Here is a 15,171-nt window from a genome sequence, read left to right on the forward strand (position 1 = left end):
GACGGACGGGTCAGTCCGCCCATCACGGCGCGGGTCTGAGACCTGCGCCGTGATCGTAGAGAGCAGCGGCGAAGGCGACTCAGAGCGCGCGCAGGCGCTCCATCTGGTCGAACAGATAGCGCGAAAACGGCGGCGCGCAGGTAAATCCGGGCGAGACGGCGTTGAGGACGTGGAAGGAGCCGGTGTCTCCCTCATAGCGGAAATCCATCTCCAGCTTTTGCTGCTTCACATCAAACAGCTGCGCGCGGATTCCCGGTTTGCCCCAGCGCCGATACTGGCTCGGCTCCACCCCTTCAAGCAGTTTTGAGGCCAAAGCCACCATGTGGCCGCGACGATATTTGGCCAGCTCCTCGCGGGCCAGACGGCGGAAGTTGAACTCATTGCGCAGCCACAACCCCATTTCGCGCCCGACGATGTCGATGGCTTCGCCGAAATTGAAGTTGCTGAAGCCCTGATAGTGCTCGCGCCAGAAGGCGGGAATGGCGGTGGGACCCACTTTCACATGGCCATCGGCGGTGAGGGTGAAGTGCACCCCCAGGAACGGGTTGGCCAGATTGGGCACCGGGTAGATGTGGGTGCGTAGCGCCCCCACTGGCTCATCGCCATACAGATAGAGCCCTTTGAAGGGCAGAATCACGTGGTCCTGACAGAAATTGTACTCCCGTGCGATCTGGTCGGCGTAGAGCCCGGCGGCGTTGATCAGATAGCCATAGGCGTACTGCTCATTGCCCACCCGCGCCGCCGCGCCATCGCGACCGCGCCACGGCGCATCGACCACGAACTCAACGCCAGCATCGCGCGCATCCTGCTCCAAGGAGGCCAGCGCCTCACGCGGGTCCACCGACGCCGTGGCTGGAGAGAATAGCGCCCGCTCAACGGTTTTGACGCGCGGCTCCACCTCCTTGGCCTGCTGCACGTCCATGCGCTCCAGCTTCACGCCATTGGCCGCGCCGCGCCGCTCCAGCTCGTCCATGGCGGGCAGGTCGCTCTCCTCCTGCGCCACCACCAGTTTGCCGCATTGGTTGATGCGCAGACCCCGCTCCAGAGCGTACTCGGTCCAGGCGGCGCAACCATCGCGGGTAAAGCGCGCCTTGAGGCTGTCGGCGGTGTAGTAGAACCCGGCGTGCAGCACGCCGCTGTTGCGGCCGCTGGCGTGCAGCCCCAGTTTCGGCTCCTTGTCGGCCAGCACCACACGGGCGGAGGGTTGGCGGCGCTTGGCCTCCAGAGCGAGGCTGACGCCGATCACGCCGCCGCCAATAATCAAAAAGTCAGTTGTCTGCATGGGTCAGGTTTCGTCCAGTAAGGCGTCAAAACATGCTCTTGAACTTGTCAAACAGCGATTTCTCTTTGGGCGTTTCGCGCAGTTTATTCGCCAGTTCCGGGTAGGCCATGGAGGCGAAGCCATGGGCGATGCTCTCCACTTCGTCCGCTGACCACACCTGCATGAACTCGCGCATTTTATGCGGTTGCTCCAGAGTGGAGTTGGGCGCGTGGAACGCCTTGATGCGTCCGATCAGGTAGGGCAGCCACTGTCCGGCCAGACGCGGGTTGTCATCATACTGCTCCTGGCCGCCGTTTTTATGGCAGCGCTCGCACTTGGCCATCATGCCGTAGCCATCGGCGGCGCGCTGGGGATTGATGCCCTGTTTCTCCATCGGCGCGCTCTTCCAAGGCAACTCCGCATAGCGCTGGGCCAATTGCGGCAGGATTTTGCGATCCAACTTCGCGTGTGCCTGCGCGGGGTCGGGACGGCGCAGGCGGATGTACTGCATCAGCGCGTCTTTGAGGTAATAGGCGTTCATGCCGCCAAGGATGGGCGTGTTGGGATCGGTGGAGTAGCCGTTCTCCCCATGGCAGGAGTCACAGGTTTTCCACGCGGGCTCCATGGCGGAAGCGGAGGCTGGCAGGGCCAACAGAGCGATGACGACAACAAACGCGTTGAGCATGATGATCCATCCGTTCAAAGCTACAGAATGAAGCGCGAGAGATCCTCATCGGCGGCCAGATCGCCCAACTGCTGATTGACGTAATCGGCGTTGATAACGACCTGATCCCCGTGACGATCCGGGGCGTAGAAGGAGACTTCGTCGAGGAGTTTCTCCATGATGGTGTGCAGCCGCCGTGCGCCGATATTCTCGGTGGTTTCATTGACCCGGGCAGCGGTCTGCGCCAACGCTTCAACGCCGTCGGCGGTGAATTCCAGCGTCACATTCTCCACCCCCAACAGCGCAGCGTACTGTTTGGTCAGGGCGTTTTCCGGCTCGCCGAGGATGCGAATGAACTCTTCTGCGCCCAGACTCTCCAGCTCCACGCGAATGGGCAGACGCCCCTGCAGCTCCGGCAGCAGATCCGACGGTTTGGCCAGTTGGAACGCGCCCGAGGCGATGAACAGAATGTGATCGGTTTTGACCATGCCGTGCTTGGTGGAGACGGTGGTGCCCTCCACCAGCGGCAGCAGATCGCGTTGCACTCCTTCACGGGAGACGTCGCCGCCGCCGCGCATCTGCTCGCTGCGGGCGCACACCTTGTCGATCTCATCCAAAAACACGATGCCCGACTGCTCCACCCGCGCCACCGCCTCCTGACGCACCTTGTCCTGATCCAGCAGTTTGGCGGCTTCGTCATCCACCAACAGCGCATGGGCTTCGCTTACGGTGACTTTGCGTTTGCGCGTGCGTCCGCCCATCAAACCGCCCAGCATCTCCTGGATGTTGATCCCCTCCATGCCCTGAGGGGAGAACACTTCAATGGGTCCGCTGCTGCGTTGATCGCTGACTTCAATCTCGATTTCACGTTCGTCCAACTTGCCTTCGCGCAGCAGTTTGCGCAGCTTTTGGCGGGTGTTGGCGTTCTCCGGTTGCGCCGGTTGGCTGGACTGATTGCCGCTGTTGTTCATTACGTCGAAGAAGGCGCCCAGGGGATTGTTGGGGTCGTGCTGCGGAGCCTGGGCCGCCGGTTTGGGCAGCAGGGCGTCGAGCACGCGCTCTTCGGCCAGCTCTTCGGCGCGCAGACGCACCTGACGCTTGGCCTGTTCCGCCGCCATCTTCATGGCCATGTCGGTCAAATCGCGGATGATGGACTCCACATCGCGCCCCACATAACCCACCTCGGTGAATTTGGTCGCCTCCACCTTGATGAACGGCGCATTGGCCAGTTTGGCCAGGCGGCGGGCGATCTCGGTCTTGCCCACGCCGGTGGGGCCGATCATCAGAATGTTCTTGGGGTAGATCTCCTCGCGCAGCGCCGGGCTCAACTGCTGGCGCCGCCAGCGGTTGCGCAGGGCGATGGCCACCGCGCGTTTGGCGGCGTCCTGACCGATGATGAAGCGGTCCAGTTCGGAGACGATCTCACGGGGCGTGAATTCAGACATGTGACCCTAAGCTCTTGAGAAAAGATACTATTTAATCAATGCAAACGATGCGCTCTCATAGTCGCTATCTCACATTGAACACACACCAAACTATTTGTAAGCACACAGCCAAACTAACGAGGGTCCAGGGAAATCGGGTTTGTCCCAATTTGCCCTGGTGGGCGCCCGGCAAAGCCCTGGTCGGGTCTGGGGCGAAGCCCCAGCCTCTTGACTCTTCCATCACAGATTTCAATTCTCGTCTGACGACAGCTCTTCAATGGTCAGATTGCCATTGGTGTAGACGCAGATTTCGGCGGCGATGTTGAGCGCGCCCTCCACCACTTCGCGGGCGCTCAGTTCCGTATGCCGATGCAGCGCCCGCGCCGCCGCCAACGCATAGGGACCGCCGGAGCCGATGGCGATGATGCCCGCTTCGGGCTCGATCACATCGCCGGTGCCGGAGATGAGCAGGCTGCTTTCGCGATCGGCCACCGCCAGCATCGCCTCCAGACGCCGCAACATGCGGTCGGTGCGCCACTCCTTGGCCAGCTCCACGGCGGCGCGGGTGAGGTTGCCGCCATGTTTGGAGAGCTTGCCCTCAAACAGCTCAAACAGGGTGAAAGCGTCGGCGGTGGAGCCGGCAAACCCAGCCAGTACGCGGCCTTCCGGGCCCATGCGACGCACTTTGCGGGCGTTGGCCTTGGCCACGGTGTTGCCCAGCGACACCTGACCATCGCCGCCCATAACGACCTGATCGCCACGGCGAACAGAGAGAATCGTGGTGCCTTTGAACATCGCCCCGCTTTTCCTTGTCTGTGGATTGTAGGAGAATGGAAAATTCTGCGGCCCTGGCGACGCGAAAGCAAGCCCAAGCGGTCAAAGAGGGGATTTTCGCCTGCTTTGATCACAGCGAAAACGCCCGCATTTGGCCCCTATGGAAAACCTCTTGAGTGAAAAATTGAGTCCAGATGAGTGACCAAATTACCGATGAACAGATGCGTGAGCGCATTCTGAAACTGCTTCTGCCCAATGGGTCATTGGAGCGCAGACAGGTTGTCGCTTTCACCATGTTCTACCGCAAACTGTTCGGACGCAAAGGCGATGACCACAGCGCCGAGCGTTTGCAAAACGTGCTCAATCAGCTGGTCGCAGAGGGGGTGATCGCTCAATACCCCGATATCGGCGTGGCCGAGCCGCCCTATATCGCCTGCACCACCGGTGAAACGGAACAATAGAACCCCGCTGCGCGTCAACGCCGTCAAAATTGGCGCATCCAGACGGCGGATGTGGCAAACTGTGGTCAAGCGCTGATGGTGGCGCAACGCCGCAGCGTTATCGTAGGGGCTGTTTACACGATTCGGATGTTCGTTTCTGACGTCATTGAATCCGCATCGTGTTAACAGGCCCTGGCTTGAAGAGACCGACCCTATGAGCGACATTTCGCGCATCGACTCCAGCGCACAACGGTTAGACCTTCTTCTGACCCCGCCCCACGCCTGCAATTATCTTACAGATCGACAATCGGCGATTCTGTTTGTGGAGCCCAGCCTGCCCATGGAATCGCCGCTGTATGAGCATCTGCTCGAACGCGGTTTCCGTCGCTCCAGCGAGCACGTCTATCGCCCCTACTGCCCCCAGTGCGACGCCTGCGTCTCGGTGCGCATTCCGGTGGATCGCTTCCGCATGACCCGCTCATTCAAGCGCGTGATCAAGCGCAATGCGGACCTCAAGGCGATTCACGTACAGCCCGGTTTCCGCGACGAATGGTTCGCCCTGTATCAGCGTTACATCCATGTGCGCCACACCGATGGCCCCATGGATAACCCGGAGCCCGAGCAGTTTCTCGACTTTCTCGACTCCCCCTGGTCCGACACCCTGTTCATCGAATTCCGCCTCGGCGCGCATCTGGCCATGGTGGCGGTGGTGGACTATCAACCCAAGGGGCTGTCGGCGGTCTACACCTTCTTCGATCCCGACCTGACTTCCCGTTCGCTGGGCGCCTATGCCATTTTGTGGCAGATTGAAGAGGCCAAGCGGCTGAACAAATCCCATGTCTATTTGGGCTACTGGATTCATGAGTCGCCGAAAATGCGCTACAAAGCGCGGTTCCAACCCTTGGAGGCGTATCGGGATCGTCAATGGCGCGATTTGACGCCCGAAGAGATTGAAATGGGCGTCAAAGGCGCCAGCGCCTGACTTGGAATAGTCGTTTTCCCTTATTCACATTGCGGAGAGAATCTATGCGGTTTTGGATTGTGATGACGGCGCTGTGCGTGGGTTTGATGAGCGCTTGGAGCAGCGCCCGCGCTGAAACCCCCATCGTGGATATCACCCGCGATCTGGAGTCGGTCAAGCAGTTCGACGCCATCGAAGGGGTGACCCACCATGGCCCCGTACTCAAGGTGCCCATGCCCGCAAGCATGAAGCTCGAAGATGTGATCTTTGAGTTGGAGTCAGCCCTGGCGGAGGAGAATCTCAATATCGTCGGTCGCAACGAGATCGGCAAAGCCATCGGCAAGCGCAATGGCGAGCCGTTTCCCGCTTTTACCATTCTGCACATCTGTAATTTGACCGCTGGCGAAAAGATCATCCGCAATGAGCCCGCCTTCGGCGCCTTCCTGCCGTGCAAGGTGGTGCTGTATGAGGAGTCTCCGGGCGGCCGCGTGTGGATTGTCACCTACAAACCCACCTTCGCCATGATCTACTTCCCCGACATGCCCGAAGAGGCCAAGGCCGCCGCTGGCGAGATCGGCGATAAACTGTTCAACATCATCCATGAGTTGGTGGTGTCGAATATGTAAGCGGTGGGATATCTGAAAAATTTGGGATATTGAAAGATATCGAGGGCTCTGCCCTCGAGCTCCCAAGATCAACAGCGCTGTGGCGACATGGCGGCTGGAGTATTTGGAATGATGAAAGATATCGAGGGCTCTGCCCTCGAGCTCCCAAAGACCAAACCGTAGGGCGCCGCCCATTTCGTTAGATACGGCTTCGCCTGTGGCCGCTGGGGGCGCGGCCCCCTGACGATTCGGCAGGATTGCCGAATCGGACTCGCGCAAGCGAGCCCGAAGGGTGAGGGCCATGGATGGCCCGAATCACCCCGCCGCCGACCAGTCGGCGGCCAATAGTCAGCGCGAGCCGGGCTTACGTCACGCAAACATTGTACACTCTGTACAGGTTCGGTTTCGCATGACTATAAAAGGCTCCAGCCCCCCGAAAATCCGGACGTTCATGGCCGGATTTTCGACCTTTTGCGCCATGCTTATTTCACTCCTCTGAGACGCCATTGACTCCTATCTCCTCCACCTCCACCGCCGCCGTTAGCGAACCCGACTACGCCATCACCCAACTGGATAATGGCCTCACCGTGGCGGCGTTCCCCATGCCCTGGCTGCACGAAACCAGCGTCACCCTCTACGTGCGCGCCGGCAGCCGCTTTGAGCAGGAGAACGAAGCGGGCATCGCCCACTTTCTGGAGCATATGTTCTTCAAAGGCACCAAACGCATCCCCGACGCCACCCGCCTGCACGAACGGCTCGAAGAGCTGGCCGCCGATATGAACGCCTCCACCGGCCCCGAGAGCAACAGCTACTGGATCACCCTGCCGCCGCGCTTTCTGAGTGAGGGTATGACCCTGTTTTGCGAAATGTTCACCCAACCCCACTTCGGCGGGCTGGAGAACGAACGCCAGGTGATCCTGGCGGAGATGCGCGAAGATGAAAACGACGCCGGCGAGGTCAACAACGCCATGGTGTTGGGTTGCGCCAAACTGTGGGAGAACCACCCCCTGGGCCGCCCGGTGATCGGCTACCGGGAGTGCGTGAGCAAATTCAATAAAACTGACCTCACCGACTATCTGCAGCGCCACTATCGCGCCGATAACATGGCCATCGCCTTCTGCGGCCCCATCACCCTGGAGGAGGCCACCGAGCTGGCGCGGGAGAATCTGGGCGCGCTGCCCGGCGGCGCGGGGGAGACCACCACCACGCCGCCCGCCATGGAGCCCGGCCCCCACTGGCTGGCGGCCACCGACTCCGGCGCGCAGTTGGGCATCTCCCTGTTCTTTCGCGGCGTGGGTTATCGCGACGCCGACTTCTTCGCCATGGCGGCGCTACGGCGTCTGCTCGACGATGGTTTCTCCGCGCGCTTGCAAGCCCAGGTGCGGGAGAAGAAGGGGCTGGCCTATGACCTGTGGGCGGCCATCTCCGGCTATTCCGACAGCGGCGCGTTGGAGATCGGCGCATCGGTGGAGCCGGAGAAGCTTGATGCGCTCTTTGCCACCGTATTGGAGCAGTTACGTCTGCTGCGCGATGAGCCGCCCGCGCCCGCCGAGTGGCGCCGCTTGATGACCCGCTGGCGCGCCAATATGGACAGCGCGTTGGATCGTCCCGCCGAGTTGATGGATCGCTATGTGGGGGATCGGTTGTTCGCCATGGAAGAGCCGCTGTCGGCGGCGTGGGAACGTATTGAGCAGTTGGATCCGCAGCAGATTGTTGCGGCGGCGCAGAAGCTGTTCCGCCCGGAGAATCTGGTGACGGTAGTGGTGGGTCCCAACGCCCAGAGCCATGCGGATCGGCTCAAAAAACAGTTCTCCGCCACACTGGCCGGATTCTCAAAGCCCGGGTAAGTGTTCAAAGTCTTTTATTTGTCGGTGTCCTGACAGGACTTAATCACGCGGACAAAGTATAAGATAAGCTCCCAGGCAAAACTAACGAGGGTCCAGGGAAATCATTTCCCTGGCGGGTCCAGGGCGGCGCCCTGGTCGGGGTCTGGGGCGAAGCCCCAGTATCTCAACATCGTCCCAAATTACTATCCTGACTCCACCTGGAATCCAGCACCCATAACGGGGTCTGGGGCGAAGCCCCAGTATCTCAACAGCATTCCCATTTATGGATTTTTATCTCATCCAGCAGCATAATTTTCAAAAAAATCACCCTACTCAAACAGACACGCGCCGATGAGAACATATATATTACAATATGTTATATAGACTATTTCTCATCATAATTAAATTATATTCTAATATTTGAATTTTTAAATTGACGTTTAAGCAAATGCTTATTAACTTGTAATCAGCGTTGACCTGGAGAGAACGGCGCCGTGGCTCCGCTCCGCCCTTCCACGCCACCCCCCGTGGGCCGCAGCACCTGTTGATTGGGAACCGCGCTCCCGGGTCACGCACCCCCTCCCTAATGAAAAAAGCTCGTCTTTGACGAGCTTTTTTCTGTTTTGAGTCCGCAAACACTCCCACCGCACCGCTTTCGTTGGCGCTCAAGGCATCTTTTCCGCCGTTGCGCTGTCAAATTTGTCTGATAGATCAAAAAATTGAGCCGATACCAAAAAGACGGCGCCTGTTGACTGCATTTAAGCGGCCGGCTGGGTGAATCGACCATTTGAGTATGGGAATTTGATATGGAGCAGGATCATCAAGTCATTTTGACCGCCTGTGGCCGGGAGTTGGTGCGGCGGCGCTTTCAGCAGGTGGACATGACCTGCGGATGGATGGGTCAGGCGTGCGATATCCGCATGAGCGATGATCAGGCCACCGTGTTGCAACCGGAACTGGACGCTCTGCGCGAAGAGATGCTGGCGGCCAGCGCAGAGGAGTTGGCGCTGCTCTGCCCGGAGCTCAAATCGTGGATCCAGATCTATGAGGGGCTGCCCGAGGAGCGCTATGACCGTCACGTGCTGCTCTTCTCCGAGGCGTGGCCCGACGCCGAAGCGGCCAAACTGCTGGCCGAGTGGCTCAAGTCGCGCGGCATGGGCGCGCAGATGATGCCCATTCGCGGTTTGCGCGAAGGGGATATCCACTCCTTTGACCAAGCCATGTCCCACTTCACCCGCTGGTGTGGCGAAACCCTCTCCAACTATAAAATTTACGAATTTCACATCCTGTTCAATCCGGTGGGCGGTTCACGCATTCTGGTGGGTCTGCTGCAGACCCTGGCGCCGTTCTACGCCGATGAGTCGGTCTATCTGCTGGAGCCGGGGGAGCAGTTGGCGCGTCTGCCCATGCCGTCGGTGCAGGCGCGGGGGGAGAAGGCGCTGCGCAAGTGTCTGCACTGCATCCGCCGCTTGGCTGGCGGGTTGGAGGTGCATCCGGAAAAGCGCGCCAGCGTGCCCGAACCCATGCTGCTGATCGATACGGAGAACCAAACCGCGCAATTGTCGTTCTTCGGCGAACTGATGTGGGACCACAACCGTCGCGACATCTATGGCGAGGATCTACTGGAGCCAATCAGTGACCGGATTATTCTGTCGGAGGATTTCCGCGACGGCGCCGCCGATTTGGGGCGCGATCGCACCATTCTGCTCAATGAGCGTCTGGACCAGTTCGCCATCCTCATCGAGCAGGGCGAAGAGAGTATGGACGCCACGCTCAAGAGTTTGATTTCGTTTCAACAGTTGAGCGCCCCAGTGGGCGAATCCACACATCGTTGCCACGGCTGGGCCGATAAGCAGGTGTGGAAGCTGCTGGGGCACTTTGAAGGCAAACGCTATGTCATGGACGCCCTGGTCTCGGAGTAGACGAGAGCCGCGAAGGGGGCGCGCCATGGGGAGAGAGGATCATGCACGGAGCCAATGATAGCGCCTTTATCGTCTGTGTGAATCTGCGCGGCGCCCATCGCCAAACCTGTGGTTCGGTGGGCGGCGAAGCGGTGGCCCAGGCGCTGCAGGATGAGATGGCCGAACGCGGCGTCAATTTCGAAATCCGCAAATTCCGTTGCCTGGGACGCGACTGCTCCTTAGGTCCCAATGTGCGCCTGGCGCCCAGCGGTGATGTGGCCCACGGCGTTGACCCGCAGAATGTCGGTGGGTTGGTGGACCAACTCCTGCAGCAGCAGAAGGAATCCGGCGCCGATCCGGAAGTTTATGTGGGTATCTGTCCGGTGGAGTGACCCCCTGCGTTTTTGCGCATAAGCGTGCTATTTTCAGTGATGACGTCAAACTTTGACGCCATGTCCGCCACTGAAACCATCCACGCCCCGTCAACCGACGGGCGTTTTGCGCGCGGGGAGCATTTCCATGAAACGGATTTTCAACGCCCTTTTTATCCTGGTGATTCTGGTGATCGCCGCACTGGTGATCATCCCCCTGGTCATTGATCCCAACGACTACCGCAATGAGATCGCCAAGCTGGCCAAGGAGCAGACCGGCCGCAATGTTCAACTCAACGGTCCGCTGGAGCTCTCCCTGTTCCCCTGGGTGGGGGTGACCCTCAACGACGTGATTCTGGAAAACGCGCCGGGGTTTGGCGAAAAGCCCATGGTGTCCCTCAAACGCGCCGATGTGCGGGTGAAGCTGATTCCGCTGCTCTCCAAACAGGTGCAGGTGGCGCGGGTGGAGGTGGATGGCCTGCGCGCCTATCTGGCGCAGAGCGCCGATGGCGGCAATAACTGGGCGGATCTGGCCAAAGGCGGCGCGGCGGACGATAACAAATCCTCCGCCAGCAAATCGAGCAATAGCAGCGACGCTGAGGCCAACCCTCTGGCGGCGTTGGCGGGTCTGAGCATCGGCGGCATTGCCCTCAACGATGCGCAAGTGACCTTCGACGACGCCGTGGCCGGGCAGCGTATCGAGGTGACGCAACTCAATCTCACCACCGATTCGGTCACCCTGGGTCAACCGGTGGAGGCCGAACTCAAAGCCCGCGTGGTGACCATGGCGCTGGCCAATGGCGTGGCCGCCACCGCGCAGGATGACGTGACGCTGGACTTTCGCGGCGCTATCCAACCCGATCTGAACATGCGCTGGGTGGCGTTGAACAACGCCAACATCAGCGCCAATGGCTCCGCCCAACAGATGCCGTTTGCCCGCTTTGGCGTGGAGACGGCCCTGGACGGGCTGCGCTATGAGATCGTCGAGCGGCGTCTGGCCATTGAGAAGCGCAGCGCCACCGTCACCCTGGCGGAGCCGCGCACAGGGGAGCTGCCGCAGTCGGTCAAACTGACGGCGGACGGTCCCCTGGAGATGGTGCTGGACACCGCACAATACCTGCCGCGCGGAACGCTGAAAAATCAGAAGATTCATCTCAGCGTCAACAATGGCGCCACGCCCAATCCGGTGCAGAGCGCCGAGATCTCCTTGAGCGGCGATGTGTCGCTGGATCTGCCCGCAGGCAAGATCACGCTGCCTCAGGCCGATCTCTCCCTGAGTTCACAACTGCGTGAGCAACCGGCGCGCGCCGCCGCCGTCACCTGGCGCGGCGGGGTGGCGGTGGACCTCAACGCCATGCGTCTGACGGGCCGCGCCGAGCCGCTCAAAATCAGCGCCACCGGCGCCCCGGACGCCCCTTTTGGTCAGTTGGAGGCGACCCACGCCGGTCCGTTTGAGGTGGATCTGAACGGCCCCAGCTTCGACCTCAAAGGGTTGGATATCGCCATTGGCGTCTCCGGCGGGGCTCTGCCTATGGCGCGTCTGGACGCCAAGCTGCAAGGCGACCTCTCCGCCGACCTCAAAGCCGGGAAAATCAACGCGCCGAAAATGGCGCTACAAGCCAGCGGCAACGGCGGCGCCCTGCCCACCGAGAAGGTGGCCATCTTCCTGACCGCGCCGTTTGCCTTTGATCTGAACCGCCAGCGCATCGACCTGCCGGGCGTCGAATTGAAGGTCATTGGCGCTGGCAGCGAAACCGCGCAGACGCAGCTCAAGAGCCTGAACCTGACGCTCAACTCTCCGGCGGTGGTGACCCTGGGCGAAAAGGGCGCGCTGGCGCAATTGACCAACGCCAAACTGGACGTCAAAGCTGATGGCGGCGTCAACGGTCCGTTCCAAACCTTGGAAACGGCCTATCAAGGACGACTGGAGTTCGACGCCGCACGCAGTCTGCTCACGCTGCACAGACCCAGCCTCAGCGGCAAAATGACCGGCGCAAGCGCGCCGGGCGGTCGCGCCGATTGGCTGTTTAACGCCGCCTCACTGCAGTACGACCCCACTGCGGGCAACCTGCGGATGACGGACTTCTCCCTCACCGCGCTGGAGAAACTCCTCAATGTGAGCGGCTCAGTGCAGGCCAGCAGCCTGACCACACAGCCGCAATTGAGCGGCGACATCGCCCTGGCCAACACCCATGTGCGCAAACTCATGACGCGCCTGGAGCAGCCGATTCCGCTCACCGCCGATCCTAAAACCCTACAGAGTCTGACCCTCAAAACGCGCTTTAACGCCAGCGCACAAGCGTTCGCCCTGAGCGGCATGGACGTCACCCTGGACCAGACCCGCATCCGTGGCGCGATGTCGGCGCCGCGCTTTGACAAACCTTCAGCGCACTATGATCTGATTGTCGATTCCATCGATCTGGATCGCTATCTGCCGCCGCAGCAGAAGGGCAAAGGGGATAAGAAAGCCGCAACCAAGCCCGCCGCCAAACCGACTGAACCCGCCCAGAAAGAGGAGGATCCGTTCCTGGCGCTGCGGGAGCTGGATCTGGATGGCAAGCTGCAAGTGGGCCGCATGACGGTGAACAAAATGGACGCCCGTGATGTGATGATGCACGTGGTCTCCAAAAACGGCGTGTTGGAGGTCAAACCCCTCAGCGCCAAAATCTATGGCGGCGCCATCAACGCCAGCGCCTCTATCGACGCCCGCACCGACACCCCGCTGATGCGGGTGGAGAACCGCATGGACAATGTGGACATCGGCGCGCTGCTGCGCGGGCAGGCGGAAGTGGACCGCATCGATGGTCGTGGCGACATTCATCTGAAGCTCACCAGCCAGGGCAAGGAGGAGGCGCAGATCAAGCGACACCTCAACGGCGAGATGACCCTCACCGCCCGCGATGGCCGCATCAAAGGGCTGGACGTGCTGCGACAGATCTATCAGGCGATTCGCATCGCCATGGGCAAACAGGCCAAACCGGTGGGCGATGACACCGCTTTCGAACACTTCAGCACCACCGCCAAGATCGTCAACGGGGTGATGACCCATGACGATCTGCGCATGAAAGCCAAAGAGCTGCGCGCCACCGGCTCCGGCCAGGTGGATCTGGCCGCCGAAACGCTGGATTATCGTCTCACCGCGCAAGTGCTGCGCACCGATGACGGTCTGCAGATGGAGAGTGGCGAAACCGAGATCGCCGTGCCGGTGCGTTTCCATGGCCCCTGGAGCAACCCCAAAACCGAGGTGGACGCTGGCGCGCTGGTGCAGACGGTGCTGAAAACTCGTCTGGGCAACAAGCTGCGCGAAAAGCTGCAGGATAAGCTCAAGCCCAAGCAGCAGGAGAAGCTCAACGCCATTCAAAACGCCCTGCCGCCTGATGTGCAGGATGTGTTGAAAAACCTGCCGATCCCGCTGTTCGGCAACTAAACCGACCCAAGCCCGCGCTGAGCAGTTGGCGCGGGCTTTTTTGTATCTGAAATGCGCGGTCCCGCAGAGTGGATGCAAGGTGTGTCGTTTCTCATCGTCACTGTGAAATTCAGTGACTTTCCGATGTGTTATCCAACGCCTGAATTGATTCTGCGACGCATTTCGGGCACTATGCGGGGCGTTTTTACACAATCCCAGCGTCCCGGCGGCAGAGAATGATCGCCCGGGCGATTGCCCCACTCTTTATCAAGGACTGCAAAGATGACCGAACATGTGACCGTGAAAGTGCATTCGGAAGAGAGTTACTTCATTCAAGAAGAGATGGATCAGATTAAAAAGCTGCGCCAAAACTCCGAAAAATTGGCCACTGACGCCTATAAGAACGAGCATGAACTACACTGCTTCCGCTGCGGTACCCCGTCGCTGGTGGAGATCGAGCGCGGCGATATCACCGTTGATGTGTGCATCAACGAAGGCTGCGGCGCCATTCACCTGGATCCGGGCGAGTTGGATCAGATCGTCTCCAACGAAGCGGCGGTGAAGAAGATGCGCACCCAGTTGTTCAACATCTTCAAGAAGTAATCTGCGGCAAGGGGTGTCATACCCCATACCTGGATAGACAACGCTGAAACACAAACCGGGGGGTCCATCAACGGCATGGAATCCCCGGTTTGCGTCTGCACACACTTTTCTCTTGACCCCCGTGGACCGATCCGTCTATTGTCGAAATCACACTTTGTACGGACCAGTCTGTTTTGATGAGGCGGCGCGTGACCACCACTGCTGATGATGCGGGCAAACGCTTCTCGCCCAAGGCGATCATCACCCGCGAGAAGATTCTGGCTGCGGCCATGGATCTGTTCTATGTGAACGGCTATCACGCCACCGGGGTGGATCGCATCATCGCCCACGCCCATGTGAGCAAGGGTAATTTCTTTCACCATTTCAGCAACAAGGCCGAGTTGGCCATTGCGGTGCTGGATTGGTACAAGGAGCGGGCGATTCGCGAACTGGGCATTCGCATGCCCCATGAGACCGATACCCCTGCCGTGGAGTTGATGAATCTGCTCCGTGGCATGGCGCGACGCAGCGCCAACTATGGCGGCGAATGCGATATTCGCGGCTGCATTTTCGGCAACTTCGCACTGGAGCTGAGTGTGGAGAACGAGGAGATCCGGCGCCGCATTCAGGCTGCGTTTGACGATTTCCGCAGCTTGATCCGGGGCTATCTGGATCGCGCGGTCCAGTTGGGCGCACTGCGCAATGACTGGGATCTGGAAGTCACTTCCACGGTGATTCTCAGTCTGGTGGAGGGGGCGTTGCTACTGGACAAAACGGCGCAGCGTCCGCGGGATGTGTTGACGGTGCTGGATTACATCGAAGGGATGTTGCGGGATCACGCAGCGCCCACGGCGTAATCGGCGCTTTTCCGGGGCTGAGGCAGAGGCGGGGTGACCCGCCACTCTTTTGACCCTGATTATAAACGGGTCAGTCTGTCCAATTATATAAACGGACTG

The 15,171-nt window shown here is 60.1% G+C and carries 13 protein-coding genes; 9 read left to right on the forward strand and 4 right to left on the reverse strand.

Going from position 1 to position 15,171, the window contains the following annotated elements; genetic code table 11:
• Nucleotides 1-79: 79 nt before the first annotated feature.
• The 4 genes from MAIT1_RS05480 to hslV all read right to left on the reverse strand — a co-directional run bounded on the left by MAIT1_RS05480 (nucleotide 80) and on the right by hslV (nucleotide 4,144).
• Complete coding sequence (locus tag MAIT1_RS05480) at nucleotides 80-1,282, reverse strand: NAD(P)/FAD-dependent oxidoreductase (RefSeq protein ID WP_085441300.1); 1,203 nt, start codon at nucleotides 1,280-1,282, stop codon at nucleotides 80-82.
• Nucleotides 1,283-1,307: 25 nt separating this feature from the next.
• Nucleotides 1,308-1,946, reverse strand: a complete 639-nt coding sequence (locus tag MAIT1_RS05485) for a c-type cytochrome (RefSeq protein WP_143814674.1) — start codon at nucleotides 1,944-1,946, stop codon at nucleotides 1,308-1,310.
• Between the two features lie 20 nt (nucleotides 1,947-1,966).
• Entirely contained in the window at nucleotides 1,967-3,370 is a 1,404-nt protein-coding gene (gene hslU / locus MAIT1_RS05490) for an ATP-dependent protease ATPase subunit HslU (protein WP_085441302.1), read from the reverse strand.
• Nucleotides 3,371-3,598: 228 nt separating this feature from the next.
• Complete coding sequence (hslV, locus tag MAIT1_RS05495) at nucleotides 3,599-4,144, reverse strand: ATP-dependent protease subunit HslV (RefSeq protein ID WP_085441303.1); 546 nt, start codon at nucleotides 4,142-4,144, stop codon at nucleotides 3,599-3,601.
• A gap of 173 nt (nucleotides 4,145-4,317) precedes the next feature.
• Here hslV and MAIT1_RS05500 point away from each other — a divergent pair, with 173 nt between their 5' ends.
• From MAIT1_RS05500 to MAIT1_RS05540, 9 genes are all read left to right on the forward strand, one after another.
• Nucleotides 4,318-4,584, forward strand: a complete 267-nt coding sequence (locus tag MAIT1_RS05500; RefSeq protein WP_085441304.1) for a hypothetical protein — start codon at nucleotides 4,318-4,320, stop codon at nucleotides 4,582-4,584.
• Nucleotides 4,585-4,777: 193 nt separating this feature from the next.
• Nucleotides 4,778-5,545, forward strand: coding sequence for an arginyltransferase (locus MAIT1_RS05505; RefSeq protein ID WP_085441305.1), 768 nt, complete (start codon nucleotides 4,778-4,780; stop codon nucleotides 5,543-5,545).
• Nucleotides 5,546-5,589: 44 nt separating this feature from the next.
• On the forward strand, nucleotides 5,590-6,150 hold the full coding sequence (locus MAIT1_RS05510; protein ID WP_085441306.1) for a DUF302 domain-containing protein: 561 nt from the start codon (nucleotides 5,590-5,592) through the stop codon (nucleotides 6,148-6,150).
• Between the two features lie 485 nt (nucleotides 6,151-6,635).
• Nucleotides 6,636-7,976 carry a M16 family metallopeptidase gene (locus MAIT1_RS05515; RefSeq protein WP_085441307.1) on the forward strand — a complete coding sequence of 447 codons (1,341 nt, stop codon included), beginning with the start codon at nucleotides 6,636-6,638 and terminating at the stop codon, nucleotides 7,974-7,976.
• Nucleotides 7,977-8,761: 785 nt separating this feature from the next.
• Nucleotides 8,762-9,877, forward strand: a complete 1,116-nt coding sequence (locus MAIT1_RS05520) for a hypothetical protein (protein WP_085441308.1) — start codon at nucleotides 8,762-8,764, stop codon at nucleotides 9,875-9,877.
• Nucleotides 9,878-9,918: 41 nt separating this feature from the next.
• Nucleotides 9,919-10,248: a (2Fe-2S) ferredoxin domain-containing protein gene (locus MAIT1_RS05525; protein WP_085441309.1), complete on the forward strand. Its 330-nt coding sequence runs from the start codon at nucleotides 9,919-9,921 to the stop codon at nucleotides 10,246-10,248.
• 127 nt (nucleotides 10,249-10,375) lie between these two features.
• Nucleotides 10,376-13,654, forward strand: a complete 3,279-nt coding sequence (locus MAIT1_RS05530; RefSeq protein ID WP_085441310.1) for an AsmA family protein — start codon at nucleotides 10,376-10,378, stop codon at nucleotides 13,652-13,654.
• A gap of 261 nt (nucleotides 13,655-13,915) precedes the next feature.
• A complete protein-coding gene (locus MAIT1_RS05535) occupies nucleotides 13,916-14,236 on the forward strand; it encodes a TFIIB-type zinc ribbon-containing protein (RefSeq protein WP_085441311.1) in 321 nt (106 codons plus the stop codon).
• 188 nt (nucleotides 14,237-14,424) lie between these two features.
• The gene (locus tag MAIT1_RS05540) at nucleotides 14,425-15,072 is read left to right on the forward strand and encodes a TetR/AcrR family transcriptional regulator (RefSeq protein WP_158089329.1); all 648 of its coding nucleotides are present in this window, start codon (nucleotides 14,425-14,427) and stop codon (nucleotides 15,070-15,072) included.
• The last annotated feature ends 99 nt before the right edge of the window (nucleotides 15,073-15,171 follow it).

Origin of the sequence: Magnetofaba australis IT-1, assembly GCF_002109495.1 — a bacterium.
Classification (GTDB): Bacteria; Pseudomonadota; Magnetococcia; order Magnetococcales; family Magnetococcaceae; genus Magnetofaba; species Magnetofaba australis.

Coding starts and splice junctions, on each gene's coding strand:
- hslU (WP_085441302.1), bottom strand. CDS start 3,370: ATGTCTGAATTCACGCCCCGTGAGATCGTCTCCGAACTGGACCGCTTC.
- hslV (WP_085441303.1), bottom strand. CDS start 4,144: ATGTTCAAAGGCACCACGATTCTCTCTGTTCGCCGTGGCGATCAGGTC.
- MAIT1_RS05510 (WP_085441306.1), top strand. CDS start 5,590: ATGCGGTTTTGGATTGTGATGACGGCGCTGTGCGTGGGTTTGATGAGC.
- MAIT1_RS05535 (WP_085441311.1), top strand. CDS start 13,916: ATGACCGAACATGTGACCGTGAAAGTGCATTCGGAAGAGAGTTACTTC.
- MAIT1_RS05500 (WP_085441304.1), top strand. CDS start 4,318: ATGAGTGACCAAATTACCGATGAACAGATGCGTGAGCGCATTCTGAAA.
- MAIT1_RS05480 (WP_085441300.1), bottom strand. CDS start 1,282: ATGCAGACAACTGACTTTTTGATTATTGGCGGCGGCGTGATCGGCGTC.
- MAIT1_RS05485 (WP_143814674.1), bottom strand. CDS start 1,946: ATGCTCAACGCGTTTGTTGTCGTCATCGCTCTGTTGGCCCTGCCAGCC.
- MAIT1_RS05525 (WP_085441309.1), top strand. CDS start 9,919: ATGCACGGAGCCAATGATAGCGCCTTTATCGTCTGTGTGAATCTGCGC.
- MAIT1_RS05530 (WP_085441310.1), top strand. CDS start 10,376: ATGAAACGGATTTTCAACGCCCTTTTTATCCTGGTGATTCTGGTGATC.
- MAIT1_RS05520 (WP_085441308.1), top strand. CDS start 8,762: ATGGAGCAGGATCATCAAGTCATTTTGACCGCCTGTGGCCGGGAGTTG.
- MAIT1_RS05505 (WP_085441305.1), top strand. CDS start 4,778: ATGAGCGACATTTCGCGCATCGACTCCAGCGCACAACGGTTAGACCTT.